Consider the following 15,907-nt stretch of genomic DNA (forward strand, 5'->3'; position numbering starts at 1 on the left):
CATCAAGTCAGCCGAACGTCCGCTGCCACCAACCCTGGCGGCGCGGCGCCTGCGGCTCCTCGCTCACCGGTTCCGCGGCTGGGGCGGCCTCGGGCGCGGTATCGTTGCTGGCCTCGGGCGCGACCTCCGGAGCAGGCTCCGCAACCGGCTCCAAGGCGAGTTCCGGAGCCGTGTCACCCGCCTGCTCGGGAGCAGGCTCCGCTACGAGCGCCGGCGCTTCGGCAACCTGCTCGGCCGCCACCGGCTCCGCCTTCTTGCGGCTGCGGCGCTTCGGCTTCTCCGGCGCTGCCGCGGCCTCCTGGGCAGCGACGTCGGCCGGCGCTTCCGGAGCCACCTCCGCCAGCGGCGCTGCCGCGTCGGCCTTGCGCGCCCGCGGCCGGCGGCGAGCCTTGGGCTTCTCGTCACCGACGGGCGCGGGTTCGGCGGGAGCTTCGACGGTGTCCGGGGAAGGGTCCTCCGACGGCACCGGCTCCTTCATCGGTGCTTCGTCCGGGGCCGGCAGATCGACCGGGGTCTCCGGCGCCTGCTGCTCGTCGGCAGTAAGGACTTCGTCACCCTCCCGGCGGCGGCGTCCATTGCGGCGGCGGCGACCACGGCGGGACTGTTCCTCCTCACCGGCGTCACCCGCTTCGGCCTCGGCGGCTTCCGCTTCGACCAACTCGTCCGAGCCCTCGGCCGCAGCCTCCTCGCCGGCGTCGGCACCTTCAACTGCGTCGCCCTCGCGCCGGCGATTGCGGCCACCGCGCCGGCGGCGCCTGCGGCGGCGCTTGCCACCCTCGCCATGGTCGCCCTCGCCACGGTCCTCGCTCTCGGCCGAGGCGTCCGCCTCGTCCTCGAAATCTTCGCCGTCTTCCTCCTCGACATCGTCGAACTCGGCGTCGTCAACATCGTCCATGATCGGAGCGGGCAGGGGCTGCGGCCGCGGCGGCGCGATCGGCCGCGGGCCAGAGCTTTCCACCATCATCCGCGCACCCTCGAAGCTCGGATCGACCAGCACCTCGACCGACACGCCGTAACGCGCCTCGATGTCGGCCAGCTCGGTCCGCTTCTTGTTCAGCACGTAGATGGCAGCCTCGGCGCCGGCCCGCAGGCAGACCTTCTCGCCCCGGCCCCGGGCTGCTTCCTCCTCAAGCAGGCGCAGCGCCTGCAGGCCGGCAGACGACGCGGTGCGCATCAGCCCGGTGCCCTCGCAATGCGGGCACGCCTTGGTGGACGCTTCCAGCACGCCGGTGCGCAACCGCTGGCGGCTCATTTCCATCAGCCCGAAGCTCGAGATCCGGCCGACCTGGATGCGCGCCCGATCGTTCTTGAGCGCCTCCTTCATCGCCTTTTCGACCTTCCGGACATGGCTGTTCTGCTCCATGTCGATGAAGTCGATGACAACGAGGCCGGCCATGTCCCGCAGGCGCAGCTGGCGCGCGATCTCGTTGGCGGCCTCCAGGTTGGTCTGAAAGGCGGTCTGCTCGATGTTGTGTTCGCGCGTCGACCGGCCCGAGTTGATGTCGATGGAGACCAGCGCCTCGGTGGGGTTGATCACCAAGTAGCCGCCGCTCTTCAGCTGGACGATCGGCTGGTACATGGCGCCCAACTGGTCCTCGACGCCGTAGCGCTGGAACAGGGAGGTCGCCTCCGTATGGGCGGTCACCCGCCGCACATGGCTCGGCATCAACAGCTTCATGTAGCCGCGGGCCGCGCGGAAGCCGTCCTCGCCCTCGACGATCACTTCCTCGATCTCGCGGTGGTAGAGGTCGCGGATGGCGCGCTTCACCAGGTCGCTGTCGCGGTAGATCAGCGCGGGCGCGCTGGACTTGAGCGTGTTCTCCCGCACCTCGTCCCACAGACGGGCGAGGTAGTCGAAGTCGCGCTTGATCTCGGTCTTGGTGCGCTGGAGCCCGGCGGTGCGGACAATCAGCCCCATGGTCGACGGCAGCTTCAGCTCGGCCATGATCGACTTCAAACGCTTGCGGTCGGCACCGTTGCTGATCTTCCGACTGATGCCGCCGCCGTGGGACGTGTTGGGCATCAGCACGCAATAACGACCCGCGAGGCTGAGATAGGTGGTCAGCGCCGCACCCTTGTTGCCGCGCTCTTCCTTGACGACCTGAACCAGCAGCACCTGGCGCCGATGGATGACGTCCTGAATCTTGTAACGACGGCGCAGGTTCTGGCGCTTGCGGCGCAGTTCGTCCGCCTCGTCGACTACGCTTCGGCGACCATTGCCGCCGGTTTCTTCGGACTGGACCGGCTCGTCGCTGTCATCCCCGTTCTCGTCCTCATCGTCGTAATCGTCGGGACGGTCGTCGGTGCCGTCGTCTTCGTGGTGGCTGTCGATCGGCTCCAGGTCGTCCGCCTGATTGCGCAGGCGCTCTTCCTCGGCCGCATGCTCGGCTTCCTCGCGCAGCAGCGCTTCGCGATCCTCGCGTGGGATCTGATAATAATCCGGGTGGATTTCGCTGAAGGCGAGGAACCCGTGGCGGTTTCCGCCATAGTCGACGAACGCGGCCTGGAGCGAGGGCTCCACCCGGGTCACCTTGGCAAGGTAGATGTTGCCCTTGAGTTGCTTGTGCTCGGCGGATTCGAAGTCGAATTCTTCGATCCGGTTACCCTTGACGACCGCGACCCGGGTCTCCTCGGGGTGGCGCGCGTCGATCAGCATGCGCATGGTCATGAAATAGTCTCCGCTCGCGCGCCACGACCTTCCGAGGGCGGCGCGCGCGTGATGAATCCAGCGTTGGCGCGGCAGGGCCGCGGGCGCTGGGGATGATGATGAAATTTGCTGCTGCTGCCTCGATCACCCTGGAAGGCGCACCGTCCGGCTCATCGCGGAGCTCGGGTCGGGCAACGGGTGACGTCATTCAGCTTCAACCTGTTCGAAGCCGCGGTGCCCAGTGACGGTGCCGCGGCGCCGGTCCGCTCGCTTGCATTGGGACGCAAGCGGGACCGGCGGTGGACCTAGCATCCCCTCAGCCCTGCCGCAATGGCGCCCACCGTGGCTTTTCTGCCGCTTGGTAGGTCCATGGTGCCGCGCTAGTCTGGCCCGGCATGAGCTTGCCCGTCCGAACCCTGGTCGCCTGCGCGGCGGCGCTGACCGCCGCGGCCTGTTCGCGCGACTCCTCGGACCACGGCGGCGCCATTCCTGGCGCGGCGCAGCGCGGAGGGCTGACTGTCGGCCTGCCCGATCCCTTAACGGATGTGGCGGTGACCGAGGCCCGGGTGCCCGGCCGTCCGCTGGTGGTGATCGACCCGGGCCATGGCGGCCGTGATCCGGGCGCGCCGGGCGCCGCCAGCGGCGTGCGCGAGAAACAGCTGACGCTGCAGGTCGCCCGCGAGCTGCGGGCGCGACTGGCCCGCGACGGGCGAGTGCGCGTCGCGCTTACCCGGGACGCCGACCGAAGCCTGGAACTCGATCAGCGTTCCGACATCGCCCGGCGGCTCGGCGCGGACCTGTTCGTCTCGCTTCATGCGGACAGCTCCACGGACACCGATGCGCGTGGCGCGAGCGTCTATTCCCTGTCGGAGGTGGCGTCCGACGTCGACGCCGCGCGCATGGCGGCCGGGCAGGGCACGGGCGCTGGCCGCAGTGCGCCGGCCGGCAGCGTTCCAGCGCTACTTGCCGACCTCGCGACGCGTGACTCCATGAACGCGTCGGCCGACTTCGCGCTTCGGCTGGTTGGAACGGCCGGCCGGCAAGTCGCGCTGCGCCCCGAACCTCATCGCTTTGCCGCATTCCGGGTGCTGCGCCGGGCCGAAGCACCGGCCGTGCTGGTCGAGATGGGCTATCTGTCGAATGCCCAGGACGAGGCCATGCTGCTTGATGACCGCCAGCGATCGCGCATTGTAACTGCTCTGGCCCAGGCGATCGAGACGGAGCTGGCGATCAAGGCGGCAAACCGCTGACGCAGACGCTTTCCCCCGCAAACCCAAGCGGCTAGAGCGAGGCGCAATGGACGCCGTCGCGACTCCTCCGTCTTCGCCGTGGCTCGCACGCCACCACCGGGTGGCTGACGCCTTTCACCGATGGTGGGGCCGGCGCTGGGTTCGCTGGCTCGGCTGGCTCGTCGCGCTCGGCTATGCCGCCTTCCTGATCGGCTGGCTGGTGTTCGCCGCCGGGCTGCCAAGCTCGGAAAAGCTTCTGGCCTACCAGCCGCCGCTCCCGACCAATATCCGCGGTTACGACGGACAGCCGGTGCAGACCTTCGCCCGCGAACGGCGGGTGGAGCTCAATTACGACGAATATCCCAGGATGGTCGTCCAGGCCTTTGTCTCGGCCGAAGACAAGACTTTCTTCACCCATGGCGGGATCGACTACCCCGGCCTGGTCGGCGCGGTGTTCGACTATGGCACCAAGAAGGTGACGGGTGGCGGTCGCGCCCGCGGCGGTTCGACCATTACCCAGCAGGTCGCCAAGGGCCTGCTGCAGGACAGCAGCTACAACGTGTCGCGCAAGGCGCGCGAAGCGATTCTGGCCTTCCGGCTGGAATCAACGCTGAGCAAGCAGCAGATCCTAGAACTCTACCTCAACCAGATCTTCTTGGGCCGGAACGCCTATGGCGTGCAGGCGGCCGCGCGGGCCTATTTCGACAAGGACGTCGGCGACCTGACCCTGCCGGAAGCCGCCTACCTTGCCGTGTTGCCCAAAGCGCCCAGCAACTACGATCCCGTCCGCGCAACGCAAAAGGCCCTCGACCGCCGCAATTACGTGCTGCGGGAGATGTTCAACAACGGCTACATCGGCGAGACTCAGTGGCGCGAAGCCGCGGCGACGCCGCTCGGCACGATCCCGTACGGTTCCAACCTGAAATTTCGCGACCAGGGTGGCTATTTCATGGAGGAAGTCCGCCGCGACCTGATCAAGCGGTACGGTGAGACGGCCGATAAGGGGCCGAACAGCCTGTACGCCGGCGGCCTGTGGGTCCGCGCATCGATGGACCCGAAACTGCAGGACGCCGCCGCCGCCGCGCTCCGTGAAGGCTTGGCCAGGTTCGATGGCGGTCGGGGCTGGCGGGACCTCGGCAAATCGGTGGACGTCAGTGGCGACTGGAAGGGCGAACTCGATCGCACCCCTGTGCCCACCGGCTTCCCCGATTGGCGTAAAGCGGTAGTGTTGAGCAAGTCGGGCGGGAGCGCCCAGCTTGGCTTCGAGGACGGCAGCACCGGAACGATCAACAGCGGCAATGCGCAGCAGCCCAAGAAGGGCGTCGGCGGCAGCGCGTTCAGCTACTTCCGACCGGGCATGGTGATCGTGGTGAAGCGGATCACGGGCGACGATTATGCGCTGCGCTCCATCCCTGAGATCGGCGGCGGGTTCGTGTCCGAAGAGGTGCGCACCGGCCGGGTGCTCGCCATGCAAGGCGGGTTCGACGCGACCGGCTCGTCCTACAACCGCGCCACTCAGGCGCTGCGCCAGCCGGGCTCCACCTTCAAGCCGATCGTCTACTACACCGCGCTCGCGAACGGCATGACCCCGGCGTCCATCATTCCGGACTCGCCGTTTTGCGTCTGGCAGGGCGCTGGGCTGGGCAACAAGTGCTTCCGCAACTTCGACGGCCGCTACTACGGTCCCAAGACCATGCGCTGGGGCGTGGAACAGTCGCGCAACCTGATGACCGTGCGCACCGCCAGCCAGACCGGGATGGCCAAGATCACGGACACCGCCCGCAAACTCGGCGTTGGCGACTATCCCAACTACCTGTCGATTGCCTTGGGCGCGGGCGACACCACCGTGCTGAAGCTGACCAATGCCTACGCGATCCTGGCCAACCATGGTCGGTCCGTCACTCCGACGCTGATCGACTATGTCCAGGACCGTAACGGCAAGGTCATCTACCGCACGGACAACCGCTGCCAGGTGATGGGCAACTGCGACAGCTACAACGGCGGCTTCATGCCGCGCCCGCCGAGCCGCTCGAAGCAGATCCTGGATCCGCAGGCGGCATTCCAGATGGTGCACATCATGACTGGCGTGATCGAGCGCGGCACCGCGACCGTGCTGCGCGATCTCGGCCGGCCCATGTTCGGCAAGACCGGCACCACCTCGGGCCCGACCAACGTCTGGTTCGTCGGCGGCACGCCGGACGTGATTGGCGGCGTCTACCTCGGCTACGACCAGCCACGCTCCTTGGGCGGCGCGGCGCAAGGTGGCCGCGTCGCGGCGCCTATCTTTAAGCAGTTCGCGCAGGTCGCCTACAAGGATGTGCCGCCCGTGCCATTCGTCGCGCCGGCCGGCATCCGCATGGTCCGCATCGATCGCAACAGCGGCCGGCGCGTGTTCGGCACCTTCCCGACCCAGGAAGATCCCAAGTCGGCGGTGATCTGGGAAGCGTTCAAGCCGGAAACGGAGCCGCGTCGCTCGGTCCGCCGCTACGAGACCGGTAGCGCCGTTCAGGCCCTCCGTCCGGCCACGCCTGCTCGTCGGCCAGCCGGGCGGGCCAGTCCGCCCGTACGCCGGCCGACCGCCCCGGCCCAGGCCCGTCCGGCGGACGACTTCTTGCAGAGGCAAGGCGGCATCTACTAGAGGTGCAGGCCCGACCAATCGGGTCATGCTGAACTTGTTTCAGCATCCATGCCGCCGCCGCGAAGGGGTGAAAATGGACTCTGAAACAAGTTCAGGGTGACGCGCACACGAACCTGAGGACTGTTTCATGCGCGCCGAAGCGCAGGCTCATATCGACCAGATCAATGCGGCTACCCAGCTGCTCCGCCGCTTTCTCGACTGGGACCGCGCGCTGCGCCGGCTCGAGGAGCTCAACGCCAAGGTCGAGGACAGCAGCTTGTGGGACGATCCCAAGGCCGCGCAGGAGGTCATGCGTGAACGCCGCCGGCTGGAGGAAGCGATCGGGGCCACCCGCAAGCTTGAGACCGAGCTGACCGACACGGTCGAGCTGATCGAAATGGCCGAGGCCGAGGGCGACAGCAGCCTCGTCGACGACGGGGTGAACAGCCTGGCGGACCTCGCCGAACGCGCCGAACGCGACAAGGTGGCGGCGCTGCTGGCGGGCGAGGCTGATGCCAACAACAGCTATGTCGAAGTCAATTCAGGGGCAGGCGGCACCGAAAGCCAGGATTGGGCCGGCATGCTTCAGCGGATGTACTCGCGCTGGGCCGAGCGGCACGGGATGAAGGTCGAGCTGGTCGACTTTCATGCTGGCGAGCAGGCCGGCATCAAGTCGGCGACCCTGCTGATCAAAGGCGAGAACGCCTATGGCAACCTCAAGGTGGAAAGCGGCGTCCATCGGTTGGTCCGGATCAGTCCGTACGACAGCTCGGCTCGCCGGCACACCAGCTTCGCCAGCGTGTGGGTCTATCCCGAGGTCGACGACGACATCGACATCGAGATCAACGAAAGCGAACTCAGGATCGACACCTACCGTGCGTCCGGCGCGGGCGGGCAGCACGTCAACACCACCGACAGCGCGGTGCGCATTACCCACCTGCCGACCAACATCGTGGTGCAATGTCAAAACCAGCGCAGCCAGCACAAGAACCGGGCCGAAGCCTTCAAGCAGCTCAAGGCCCGGTTGTACGAGCTGGAACTGCAGAAGCGCGAAGCAGAGGCGAACGCCAGCGCCGCCTCCAAGACCGACATTGGCTGGGGCCACCAGATCCGTTCCTACGTGCTTCAGCCGTATCAGCTCGTGAAGGACCTGCGGACCGGTGTCACGTCCACAGCACCCGGCGACGTGCTCGACGGCGATCTCGATCGTTTCATGGCTGCAGCGCTGTCGCAACGAGTCACGGGCGAGAAGGTCGACGTGGAGGACGTGGATTGAGGCGCCTCGTCCCGTTGCTTCTGTTGCTGTCCGCCTGCCGTGCCGAAGCGGGGGCGGAGCGAAGCTTTCCGGCGGCCGGACGGGACGTGGCGCCGATCGTGTCCGATGCCTTCTCGACCGAAGATGCCCGGGACAGGATTGGCGAGTTCGAGCAGGTGATGGCGTTGGCCGATGTGCGCTCCGGCATGTGGGTAGCGGACGTCGGCGCGGGCGAAGGTTATTATACCACTCGGTTGTCGCCCCTAGTGGGCCAGAAAGGTCGGGTCCTGGCGCAGGACATCATGCCGGCCACACGTGACGCGCTGGTCCAACGGGTCCAGCGCGAGCGGCTCGACAATGTCGCGGTGCGGCTCGGGACTCCGGACGATCCCATGCTACCGGCATCCAGCTTCGACCGCATCTTCCTGGTGCACATGTACCATGAGGTGACGGAGCCCTATGCCTTCCTGTGGCACCTCGCCGGCGGGCTGAAGCCGGGCGGCGAGGTGGTCGTGGTGGACGCCAGTCGCCCGGTAAAACGGCACGGCATGCCGCCGGCCGAGCTGCGCTGCGAATTCGCGGCGCTCGGCCTCACCCCCGTTCGGTTCGAGCGGCTGCGCGGCAGCGACAGCTACCTGATGAGCTTCCGGCAGACCGCACCGCGGCCGTCGCCCGCCGCCATCCGCCCGTGCCGCGCCACACGCTGACGGTGGTCCGGTGAACCTGGCGCCGCTGGTCCCAACAATGCTGGTGCTGCTGGCCGGCGGCATGATCGCACTGCAGGCGCCGACCAATGCCATGCTGGGCAAGGCTGGCGGTTCCCCGGTCCTTGCAGCGCTCATCTCCTTCGCGGTGGGCACGGCCAGCCTGCTCGGCGTGTGGCTCGCCACGGGTCAGCGACCGGCCGCTGGCGCCTTTGCCGGCCTGCCCTGGTATGCTTGGCTTGGCGGCGCTTACGGCGCCCTCTACGTCGGCGTCGCCGCCTTTGCCGCACCCCGGATCGGCCTGGCTTCATTGATCACGATCGGGATCGCCGGGCAGATCGCCACCGCGCTGCTGCTCGATCACCTTGGCGCGTTCGGCCTGCCGCGCGAGCCGATCAGCCTCGCGCGCATTGCCGGCGCCGTGCTGGTGGCGGCCGGGGTCCTCTTGGTCCGTCGCAGCTGACCCTACCCGAACGCGGTTCAGCGCTTCGCTACGCGGACGATCTTGCCATATGCGGGGTTGCGGCGCGCGGTCGTAGCTCGCCGCCCGTGGGCTCCGCCTAGCAGCATCGGGCTGGGCAGGGTTACCGGGCAAACCGTTCGGCCGCGTCGGCGGTCGTGGCGGAGGCAATCGCTGCAGGGCGCTACAGCAGCCCCGCACGGCGCAGGCTGGTGCACTCGCCGCCGGTGAAGATCAGGTGGTCAAGCACAGCCACGTCCATCGCCTCCGCTGCGAGCGACAGCTGTCGCAGCCCTGCGCGGGCCGCCGGCACGTCGGGCGCGTCACCCGTGCGGTGCTCGGCTACGACCATTCCCACGCTGCTCAGCTGAGCCGCCTGCTCGATGATCTTTTGAACTGGCAAGTCGCCATCCACGGCTCCGGCTGGATAGGCCGCGAGTTGAATGCAGCGGGCCTGTCCATCTACGTGGGCCACCCACAATCCGTTCACGCCAGCCGAGCCGGCCATGCAGTCCGCAAAGAAGTCGCGGCAGGCTTCGACCCCGGTGAGTCTTGCAGGTGTTTCGGACCGCAGGAACATAGGGTCATTCTAGTGCTCCCCGCCGCCGCGCGAAGCGGAACCAGGTCCGGAATGCGGCCAGTCCGATCCATTCCGGACCGACTGGAAATGCTCGCCAGCGTCTTCGCCGGCGGCTAGCAAGAGCGTCATGCAAAGCTATCACGACCTCATGCAACGCGTGCTCGACGAGGGCGTGCGGCAGGATGACCGGACCGGCGTTGGCACCGTTTCGCTGTTCGGCGCGCAGCTGCGGTTCGACCTTGGCAACGGTTTCCCGCTGGTGACCACCAAAAAGCTCCACTTGCGCTCCATCATCGTTGAACTGCTGTGGTTCCTGCGCGGCGACACCAACGTGCGTTGGCTGCAGGACCGAAAGGTGAGCATTTGGGACGAATGGGCCGACGAGGCCGGTGACCTCGGGCCCGTATACGGCAAGCAATGGCGCGACTGGGAAACGGCGGACGGCCGCCATATCGATCAGATCCGCGAACTACTGGACTTGCTTCGCCGTGATCCCGCCAGCCGGCGGCAGATCGTCACCGCGTGGAACCCGGGTGAGCTCAGCCGGATGGCGCTGGCCCCGTGCCATTGCCTGTTCCAGACGCAGGTTGCGGCAGGTCGTCTCAACCTGCAGCTGTACCAGCGCAGCGCCGACCTGTTCTTGGGTGTTCCGTTCAACATCGCCTCCTACGCCCTGCTCACCCACATGCTGGCGCGCGCATGCGGGCTGGAACCTGGCGTGTTCGTGTGGACCGGCGGCGACGTGCACCTCTACTCGAACCATCTTGACCAGGCTCGGCTGCAGCTGACGCGCACGCCGCGCGCCCTTCCGCGGCTCCGGATCAAGGACCGCGGGCAAGACCTGTTCGGCTACGAGCTCGAGGATTTCGAAGTGGTCGGCTACGACCCGCATCCGCATATCGCGGCCCCAGTTGCGGTTTGACGAAACTAACCAGCACCGAAACGGTTATTCAGCCGTCAGACAGGAGAGAAAGCCATGCTTCGCAAGGTAATGACCCTGGCCCTGATCGGCAGCTCGCTGGCGATTGCGGCTTGTAATACGGTTCGTGGCGCAGCCGCGGACGTGAATTCGGCGGCGAACACGGTCGACAACGCGACCTGATCCGGGCCATGGTCGTTCCGCGTTCGTAAGTAGAGGGATGACCATGGTAAAGAACGTTGTGACCCTTGGCCTGATCGTGGGTTCGCTGGCGCTGGCCGCCTGCAACACCGTTCGCGGAGCCGCGGCCGACATGAACTCGGCCGCCAACTGCACGGAAAACACGATCAACGGTCAGCGCTGCCGGTAAGCGCTGGGTTCGCAAGAAAGGACCCCGTCGGAGCGATCCGGCGGGGTTTTTCTTATCCGCTCCACAGTAATGACAGGGCAATGGAGCCGAGCAGCACGGCTTCGCGATCCGGCCCGGCCGTCGGTGCGAAGATCACCCGCGGCGAGGCATTCACGTCCACGGCGCCCACGGTCCCGAAGCGATAGCCGAGGGGATCACCGCTCGGAACGGCAAGAGCGGGAGAACGGTGGATGGGCTCTATGCGGATCACCCGTCCGTTTGCTCTTATCTCCCCTGCGCGGGTCTCCCCGGTCAGTAAGCCAATCCGCAGGGGAGCTGCAGCAAGCAGCAATTCCGCATCCATCGGCTTACCGTCCCGAGTGAAGCGGCATCGGTAGCGGAACGGCACATCCGTCACCCGAAGACTGCCCCCGACCTCGCCCTCCACGTGCCGACAATCGGCACTGGTTGGCGCGCCAAAGTCTGGTCCTGTTACGGCAAAGGCCACGTGGCCGAAGGAGCGGGTTAGCCGAGGGGTCGAGAAGGGCTCGACCTGCCGCATCCTTGCATAGCTGCGGGTGAAGGAGCCGCTCGACGCCCCCAGCCGGAAGTGACCGGTCTCGCCGAACCCTATGCCGGTCAGTTCGATTTGCTGCGTGTGCGCAACAAGGTCCGGCGCCACGGCGATCGGTGCTGCCGCACAACCTGCCAACCACGCGCTGCCAAGCGCAAGAACCATCATCCGCATGTGCTGCCCCCCTCGTTCGAGTGACGAAGGTGAAGCGTCGGGCCTGTCGCCGTTCTGAACGAAAAAAAGAGCCCCGCCGGCGGACCGGCGAGGCTCCCTTTCAGTTAGCTCATGCCTGAGGCGTTAGCCCTGCAAGTAGTCGCCGGCATCCGCGTCGGTACCGTGCCCGCTGGGCACCACCTCCGACAACGGGTCCGCACCCGTGCCGGCGGTGTCGTCCCGGGTCGATCGGGCCAACTCGGCCGCGCGCAGCTCGTCGGCCGAGTCCGGCGCCACCAGCGCATCGGCCAGCTTGCGCTGGGCCGCCCGCAACGACGCGTCACGGCTGGACGCCGCCACCCGCAGCCGGTTCATGCCTGCACCGGTACCCGCCGGAATGAGGCGGCCGACGATGACATTCTCCTTGAGGCCGTTGAGGCTGTCGATCTTGCCCTGAACCGAGGCCTCGGTGAGCACCCGGGTGGTCTCCTGGAAGGAGGCCGCCGAGATGAACGACCGGGTCTGGAGCGAGGCCTTGGTGATGCCGAGCAACACGGGCTTGCCGACCGCGGGGCGGTCCTTCTTGGCGAGCCTGCTGTTGATCTCGTCCATCTCCTCACGATCGACCTGCTCGCCGGCGAGCAAGGTGGTGTCGCCGCCGTCGGTGATCTCGACCTTCTGTAGCATCTGGCGAACGATCACCTCGATGTGCTTGTCGTTGATCTTGACGCCCTGCAGTCGATAGACCTCCTGGATCTCGCTGACGAGATATTCGGCCAGCGCCACGACGCCGAGCACTTCCAGGATGTCGTGCGGGTCCGGAGAACCACCGACCAGGTTGTCGCCACGCTTCACGTAGTCGCCTTCCTGGACGTCGATCACCTTGGACTTGGGCACCAGATATTCGACCGGATCACCGCCGTCGTCGGGCACGATCGCGATCTTACGCTTGGCCTTGTAGTCCTTCATGAAGGTGACCTTGCCGGACACCTTGGCGATGATCGCATTCTCCTTCGGCTTGCGCGCCTCGAACAGCTCCGCCACCCGCGGCAGACCGCCGGTGATGTCGCGGGTCCGGGCCGCTTCGCGCGGCAGTCGGGCGAGCACTTCGCCCGCTTCCACGCTCTGGCCGTCCTCGACCGCGACGATCGCGTTGGTCGCCAGGCGATAGACGCCAGCTTCCGCCGCATCCGCACCCAGCAGGGTAAGGCGCGGCCGCAGGTCGTCCTTCTTCGACCGACCCATGTCTTCCGTCACCACGCGCTGCGCGATGCCGGTCGACTCGTCGGTCTGCTCCGTCATGGTCCGGTTCTCGATCAGGTCCTGGAACCTGACGGTGCCGGCCCGCTCCGTGATCACCGGCGCGAAGCTGGGGTCCCACTCGGCGATGCGGTCGCCCTTGCTGACGATATGCCCGCTCTCGCACAGCAGGTGCGCGCCGTACGGCACGCGATGCGTGGAAAGCTCGCGACCATCCATGTCGAGGATCGCGATTTCGCCCGAGCGCGACAGCGAGATGTGTCGGCCGCGCGGATCGGTGATCGTCGGCATATCGCGCAGTTCGATGGTGCCGTCGACCGGCGCCTCGAGGTTGGACTGCTCGTTGAGCTGGGCGGCGCCGCCGATGTGGAAAGTCCGCATCGTCAGCTGGGTACCCGGCTCGCCGATCGACTGGGCGGCAATGACGCCGACCGCCTCGCCGATGTTCACCGGCGTACCGCGGGCGAGGTCACGCCCGTAGCACTTGCCGCAGACACCCTGGCGGCTGGCGCAAACCAGCGGCGAGCGGATCTTGAGACCCTGCAGACCGGCGGCCTCCAGCTTGGCCACCATCGGCTCGTCGAGCAGCACGCCTTCCGCGACCAGCGTTTCGCCGGTCTTGGGATCGACTACTTCCTCCGCCGTCGTGCGGCCGAGCACGCGGTCGCCGAGCGATGCGATCACCGCGCCGCCCTGGACGATGGCGCGCATCTCCAGCGCCTGGTCGGTGCCGCAATCCTCCTCGACGATCACCGCATCCTGCGACACGTCGACGAGCCGGCGGGTCAGGTAGCCCGAGTTCGCCGTCTTGAGCGCCGTGTCGGCCAGGCCCTTGCGGGCGCCGTGAGTCGAGTTGAAGTATTCAAGGACGGTCAGGCCTTCCTTGAAGTTCGAGATGATCGGCGTCTCGATGATCTCGCCCGACGGCTTGGCCATCAGGCCGCGCATGCCGGCCAGCTGCTTGATCTGAGCCTGCGAACCACGGGCACCAGAGTGCGCCATCATGTAGATGGAGTTGACCGGACGCTCCCGGCCGTCGTCGCCCTTCGGCGTGGCCGAGATTTCCTTCATCATCTCCTGCGCGACGCGGTCACCGCAACGCGACCAGGCGTCGATTACCTTGTTGTACTTTTCCTGCTGGGTGATCAGGCCGTCCTGGTACTGCTGCTCATAGTCCTTCACCAGCGCGCGGGTCTCCTCGACCAGCGGGTCCTTGGCGGCCGGAATGACCATGTCGTCCTTGCCGAAGCTGATCCCGGCCTTGAACGCGTGGCGGAAGCCAAGGCCCATGATCGCGTCGGCGAACAGCACCGTGTCCTTCTGACCGGTGTGACGATAGACCTCGTCGATAACGTCGCCGATGTCCTTCTTGGTGAGCAGCCGGTTGACGGTTTCGAACGGCACCTTGTGGCTCTTCGGGAGCGTTTCGCCCAGCAGCATGCGGCCCGGCGTTGTCTCGAAGCGCTTCATGTAGGTGTTCCCGGCCTCGTCCGTCTGCGGAACGCGGCTGACGATCTTGCTGTGCAGGGTCACCGCACCCGCGGACAGGGCCGAGTGGACCTCGGCCATGTCGGCCAGCAGCATGCCCTGGCCCGGCTCCCCGTCCTTTTCCATCGACAGGTAGTAGAGACCGAGCACCATGTCCTGCGACGGCACGATGATCGGCTTGCCGTTGGCGGGGCTGAGGATGTTGTTCGTGCTCATCATCAGCACGCGCGCTTCCAGCTGGGCCTCGAGGCTCAGCGGAACGTGCACGGCCATCTGGTCGCCGTCGAAGTCGGCGTTGAACGCGGCGCAGACCAGCGGGTGGAGCTGGATCGCCTTGCCCTCGATCAGCACCGGCTCGAACGCCTGGATGCCGAGGCGGTGGAGCGTCGGCGCGCGGTTCAGCAGCACCGGATGCTCGCGGATCACCTCGTCGAGGATGTCCCAGACTTCCTTGCGCTCCTTCTCGACCCACTTCTTGGCCTGCTTCAGGGTCATGGACAGACCCTTCGCATCGAGGCGCGAGTAGATGAATGGCTTGAACAGCTCGAGCGCCATCTTCTTCGGCAGGCCGCACTGGTGGAGCTTAAGCTCCGGACCGGTGACGATGACCGAACGGCCCGAATAGTCGACGCGCTTGCCGAGCAGGTTCTGGCGGAAGCGGCCCTGCTTGCCCTTGAGCATGTCGGACAGCGACTTGAGCGGACGCTTGTTGGCACCGGTGATGGTGCGGCCGCGACGACCGTTGTCGAACAGCGCGTCGACCGCCTCCTGCAGCATGCGCTTCTCGTTGCGGACGATGATGTCCGGCGCGCGCAGCTCCATCAGCCGCTTCAGGCGGTTGTTGCGGTTGATCACGCGGCGGTACAGGTCGTTGAGGTCCGACGTCGCGAAGCGGCCGCCGTCCAGCGGCACCAGCGGGCGCAGTTCGGGCGGGATGACCGGAACGACGTCGAGGATCATCCACTCCGGACGGTTGCCGGACTCAAGGAAGCTCTCGACGACCTTCAGGCGCTTGATGATCTTCTTGGGCTTGAGCTCCGACTTGGTGACCGCCAGCTCTTCCAGCAGCTGCTTGCGCTCGCCTTCCAGGTCGAGGTCCATCAGCATGATCTTGACGGCCTCGGCGCCGATGCCGGCCGAGAAGGCGTCCTCGCCATACTCGTCCTGCGCGGTCAGCAGCTCGTCCTCGGTCAGCAGCTGGTACTTCTCGAGCGGGGTCAGGCCCGGCTCGATCACCACGTAGCTCTCGAAGTAGAGGATACGCTCAAGCTGCTTCAGCTGCATGTCGAGCAGCAGGCCGATGCGGCTGGGCAGCGACTTCAGGAACCAGATGTGGGCGACCGGCGCGGCCAGCTCGATGTGGCCCATGCGCTCGCGGCGGACCTTGGACACGGTCACTTCCACGCCGCACTTTTCGCAGACGATGCCCTTGTACTTCATCCGCTTGTACTTGCCGCACAGGCACTCGTAGTCCTTGATCGGACCGAAGATGCGCGCGCAGAACAGGCCGTCACGCTCGGGCTTGAACGTGCGGTAGTTGATCGTTTCCGGCTTCTTGATCTCGCCAAACGACCAGGAGCGGATCTTGTCGGGCGACGCGATGCCGATCTTGATCTGGTCAAAGGTCTCCGGCTTGGCGACCGGGTTCGCGAAGTTCGTCAGCTCGTTCATC

The 15,907-nt window shown here is 66.7% G+C and carries 12 protein-coding genes; 8 read left to right on the forward strand and 4 right to left on the reverse strand.

The window, feature by feature from the left end:
- Positions 1–7 precede the first annotated feature (7 nt).
- On the reverse strand, positions 8–2,668 hold the full coding sequence (locus OMW55_RS10710; RefSeq protein ID WP_264883036.1) for an Rne/Rng family ribonuclease: 2,661 nt from the start codon (positions 2,666–2,668) through the stop codon (positions 8–10).
- Positions 2,669–3,042: 374 nt separating this feature from the next.
- Between OMW55_RS10710 and OMW55_RS10715 the strand changes: the two genes are divergently transcribed.
- The 5 genes from OMW55_RS10715 (at position 3,043) to OMW55_RS10735 (ending at position 8,915) form a co-directional block, all read left to right on the forward strand.
- A complete protein-coding gene (locus tag OMW55_RS10715) occupies positions 3,043–3,897 on the forward strand; it encodes an N-acetylmuramoyl-L-alanine amidase family protein (protein WP_264883038.1) in 855 nt (284 codons plus the stop codon).
- Positions 3,898–3,943: 46 nt separating this feature from the next.
- On the forward strand, positions 3,944–6,514 hold the full coding sequence (locus OMW55_RS10720) for a penicillin-binding protein 1A (RefSeq protein WP_264883039.1): 2,571 nt from the start codon (positions 3,944–3,946) through the stop codon (positions 6,512–6,514).
- A 127-nt stretch (positions 6,515–6,641) separates the two neighbouring features.
- Positions 6,642–7,769: a peptide chain release factor 2 gene (gene prfB / locus OMW55_RS10725; protein WP_264883040.1), complete on the forward strand. Its 1,128-nt coding sequence runs from the start codon at positions 6,642–6,644 to the stop codon at positions 7,767–7,769.
- Positions 7,766–8,455: a class I SAM-dependent methyltransferase gene (locus tag OMW55_RS10730; RefSeq protein WP_264883042.1), complete on the forward strand. Its 690-nt coding sequence runs from the start codon at positions 7,766–7,768 to the stop codon at positions 8,453–8,455. Before prfB ends, OMW55_RS10730 begins: the two co-directional genes overlap by 4 nt.
- A 10-nt stretch (positions 8,456–8,465) precedes the next feature.
- Positions 8,466–8,915, forward strand: coding sequence for a DMT family transporter (locus OMW55_RS10735; RefSeq protein WP_264883043.1), 450 nt, complete (start codon positions 8,466–8,468; stop codon positions 8,913–8,915).
- Between the two features lie 181 nt (positions 8,916–9,096).
- Here OMW55_RS10735 and OMW55_RS10740 read toward each other — a convergent pair whose 3' ends face one another.
- Positions 9,097–9,492, reverse strand: coding sequence for a JAB domain-containing protein (locus OMW55_RS10740; RefSeq protein WP_264883044.1), 396 nt, complete (start codon positions 9,490–9,492; stop codon positions 9,097–9,099).
- 127 nt (positions 9,493–9,619) lie between these two features.
- Between OMW55_RS10740 and OMW55_RS10745 the strand changes: the two genes are divergently transcribed.
- Genes OMW55_RS10745 through OMW55_RS10755 form a run of 3 tightly spaced genes read left to right on the forward strand, consistent with a single transcriptional unit; the run spans position 9,620 to position 10,781 of the window.
- Positions 9,620–10,414, forward strand: coding sequence for a thymidylate synthase (locus tag OMW55_RS10745; RefSeq protein ID WP_264883045.1), 795 nt, complete (start codon positions 9,620–9,622; stop codon positions 10,412–10,414).
- A 54-nt stretch (positions 10,415–10,468) separates the two neighbouring features.
- Entirely contained in the window at positions 10,469–10,594 is a 126-nt protein-coding gene (locus OMW55_RS10750) for an entericidin EcnA/B family protein (protein ID WP_264883046.1), read from the forward strand.
- Positions 10,595–10,637: 43 nt separating this feature from the next.
- Positions 10,638–10,781: an entericidin EcnA/B family protein gene (locus OMW55_RS10755; RefSeq protein WP_264883048.1), complete on the forward strand. Its 144-nt coding sequence runs from the start codon at positions 10,638–10,640 to the stop codon at positions 10,779–10,781.
- 52 nt (positions 10,782–10,833) lie between these two features.
- Here OMW55_RS10755 and OMW55_RS10760 read toward each other — a convergent pair whose 3' ends face one another.
- Entirely contained in the window at positions 10,834–11,508 is a 675-nt protein-coding gene (locus OMW55_RS10760; protein WP_264883050.1) for a hypothetical protein, read from the reverse strand.
- A gap of 123 nt (positions 11,509–11,631) precedes the next feature.
- The gene (gene rpoC, locus OMW55_RS10765) at positions 11,632–15,906 is read right to left on the reverse strand and encodes a DNA-directed RNA polymerase subunit beta' (protein WP_264883052.1); all 4,275 of its coding nucleotides are present in this window, start codon (positions 15,904–15,906) and stop codon (positions 11,632–11,634) included.
- Between the last annotated feature and the right edge of the window lies 1 nt (position 15,907).

Source organism: Sphingomonas arvum, assembly GCF_026013565.1.
Lineage (GTDB): Bacteria > Pseudomonadota > Alphaproteobacteria > Sphingomonadales > Sphingomonadaceae > Sphingomicrobium > Sphingomicrobium arvum.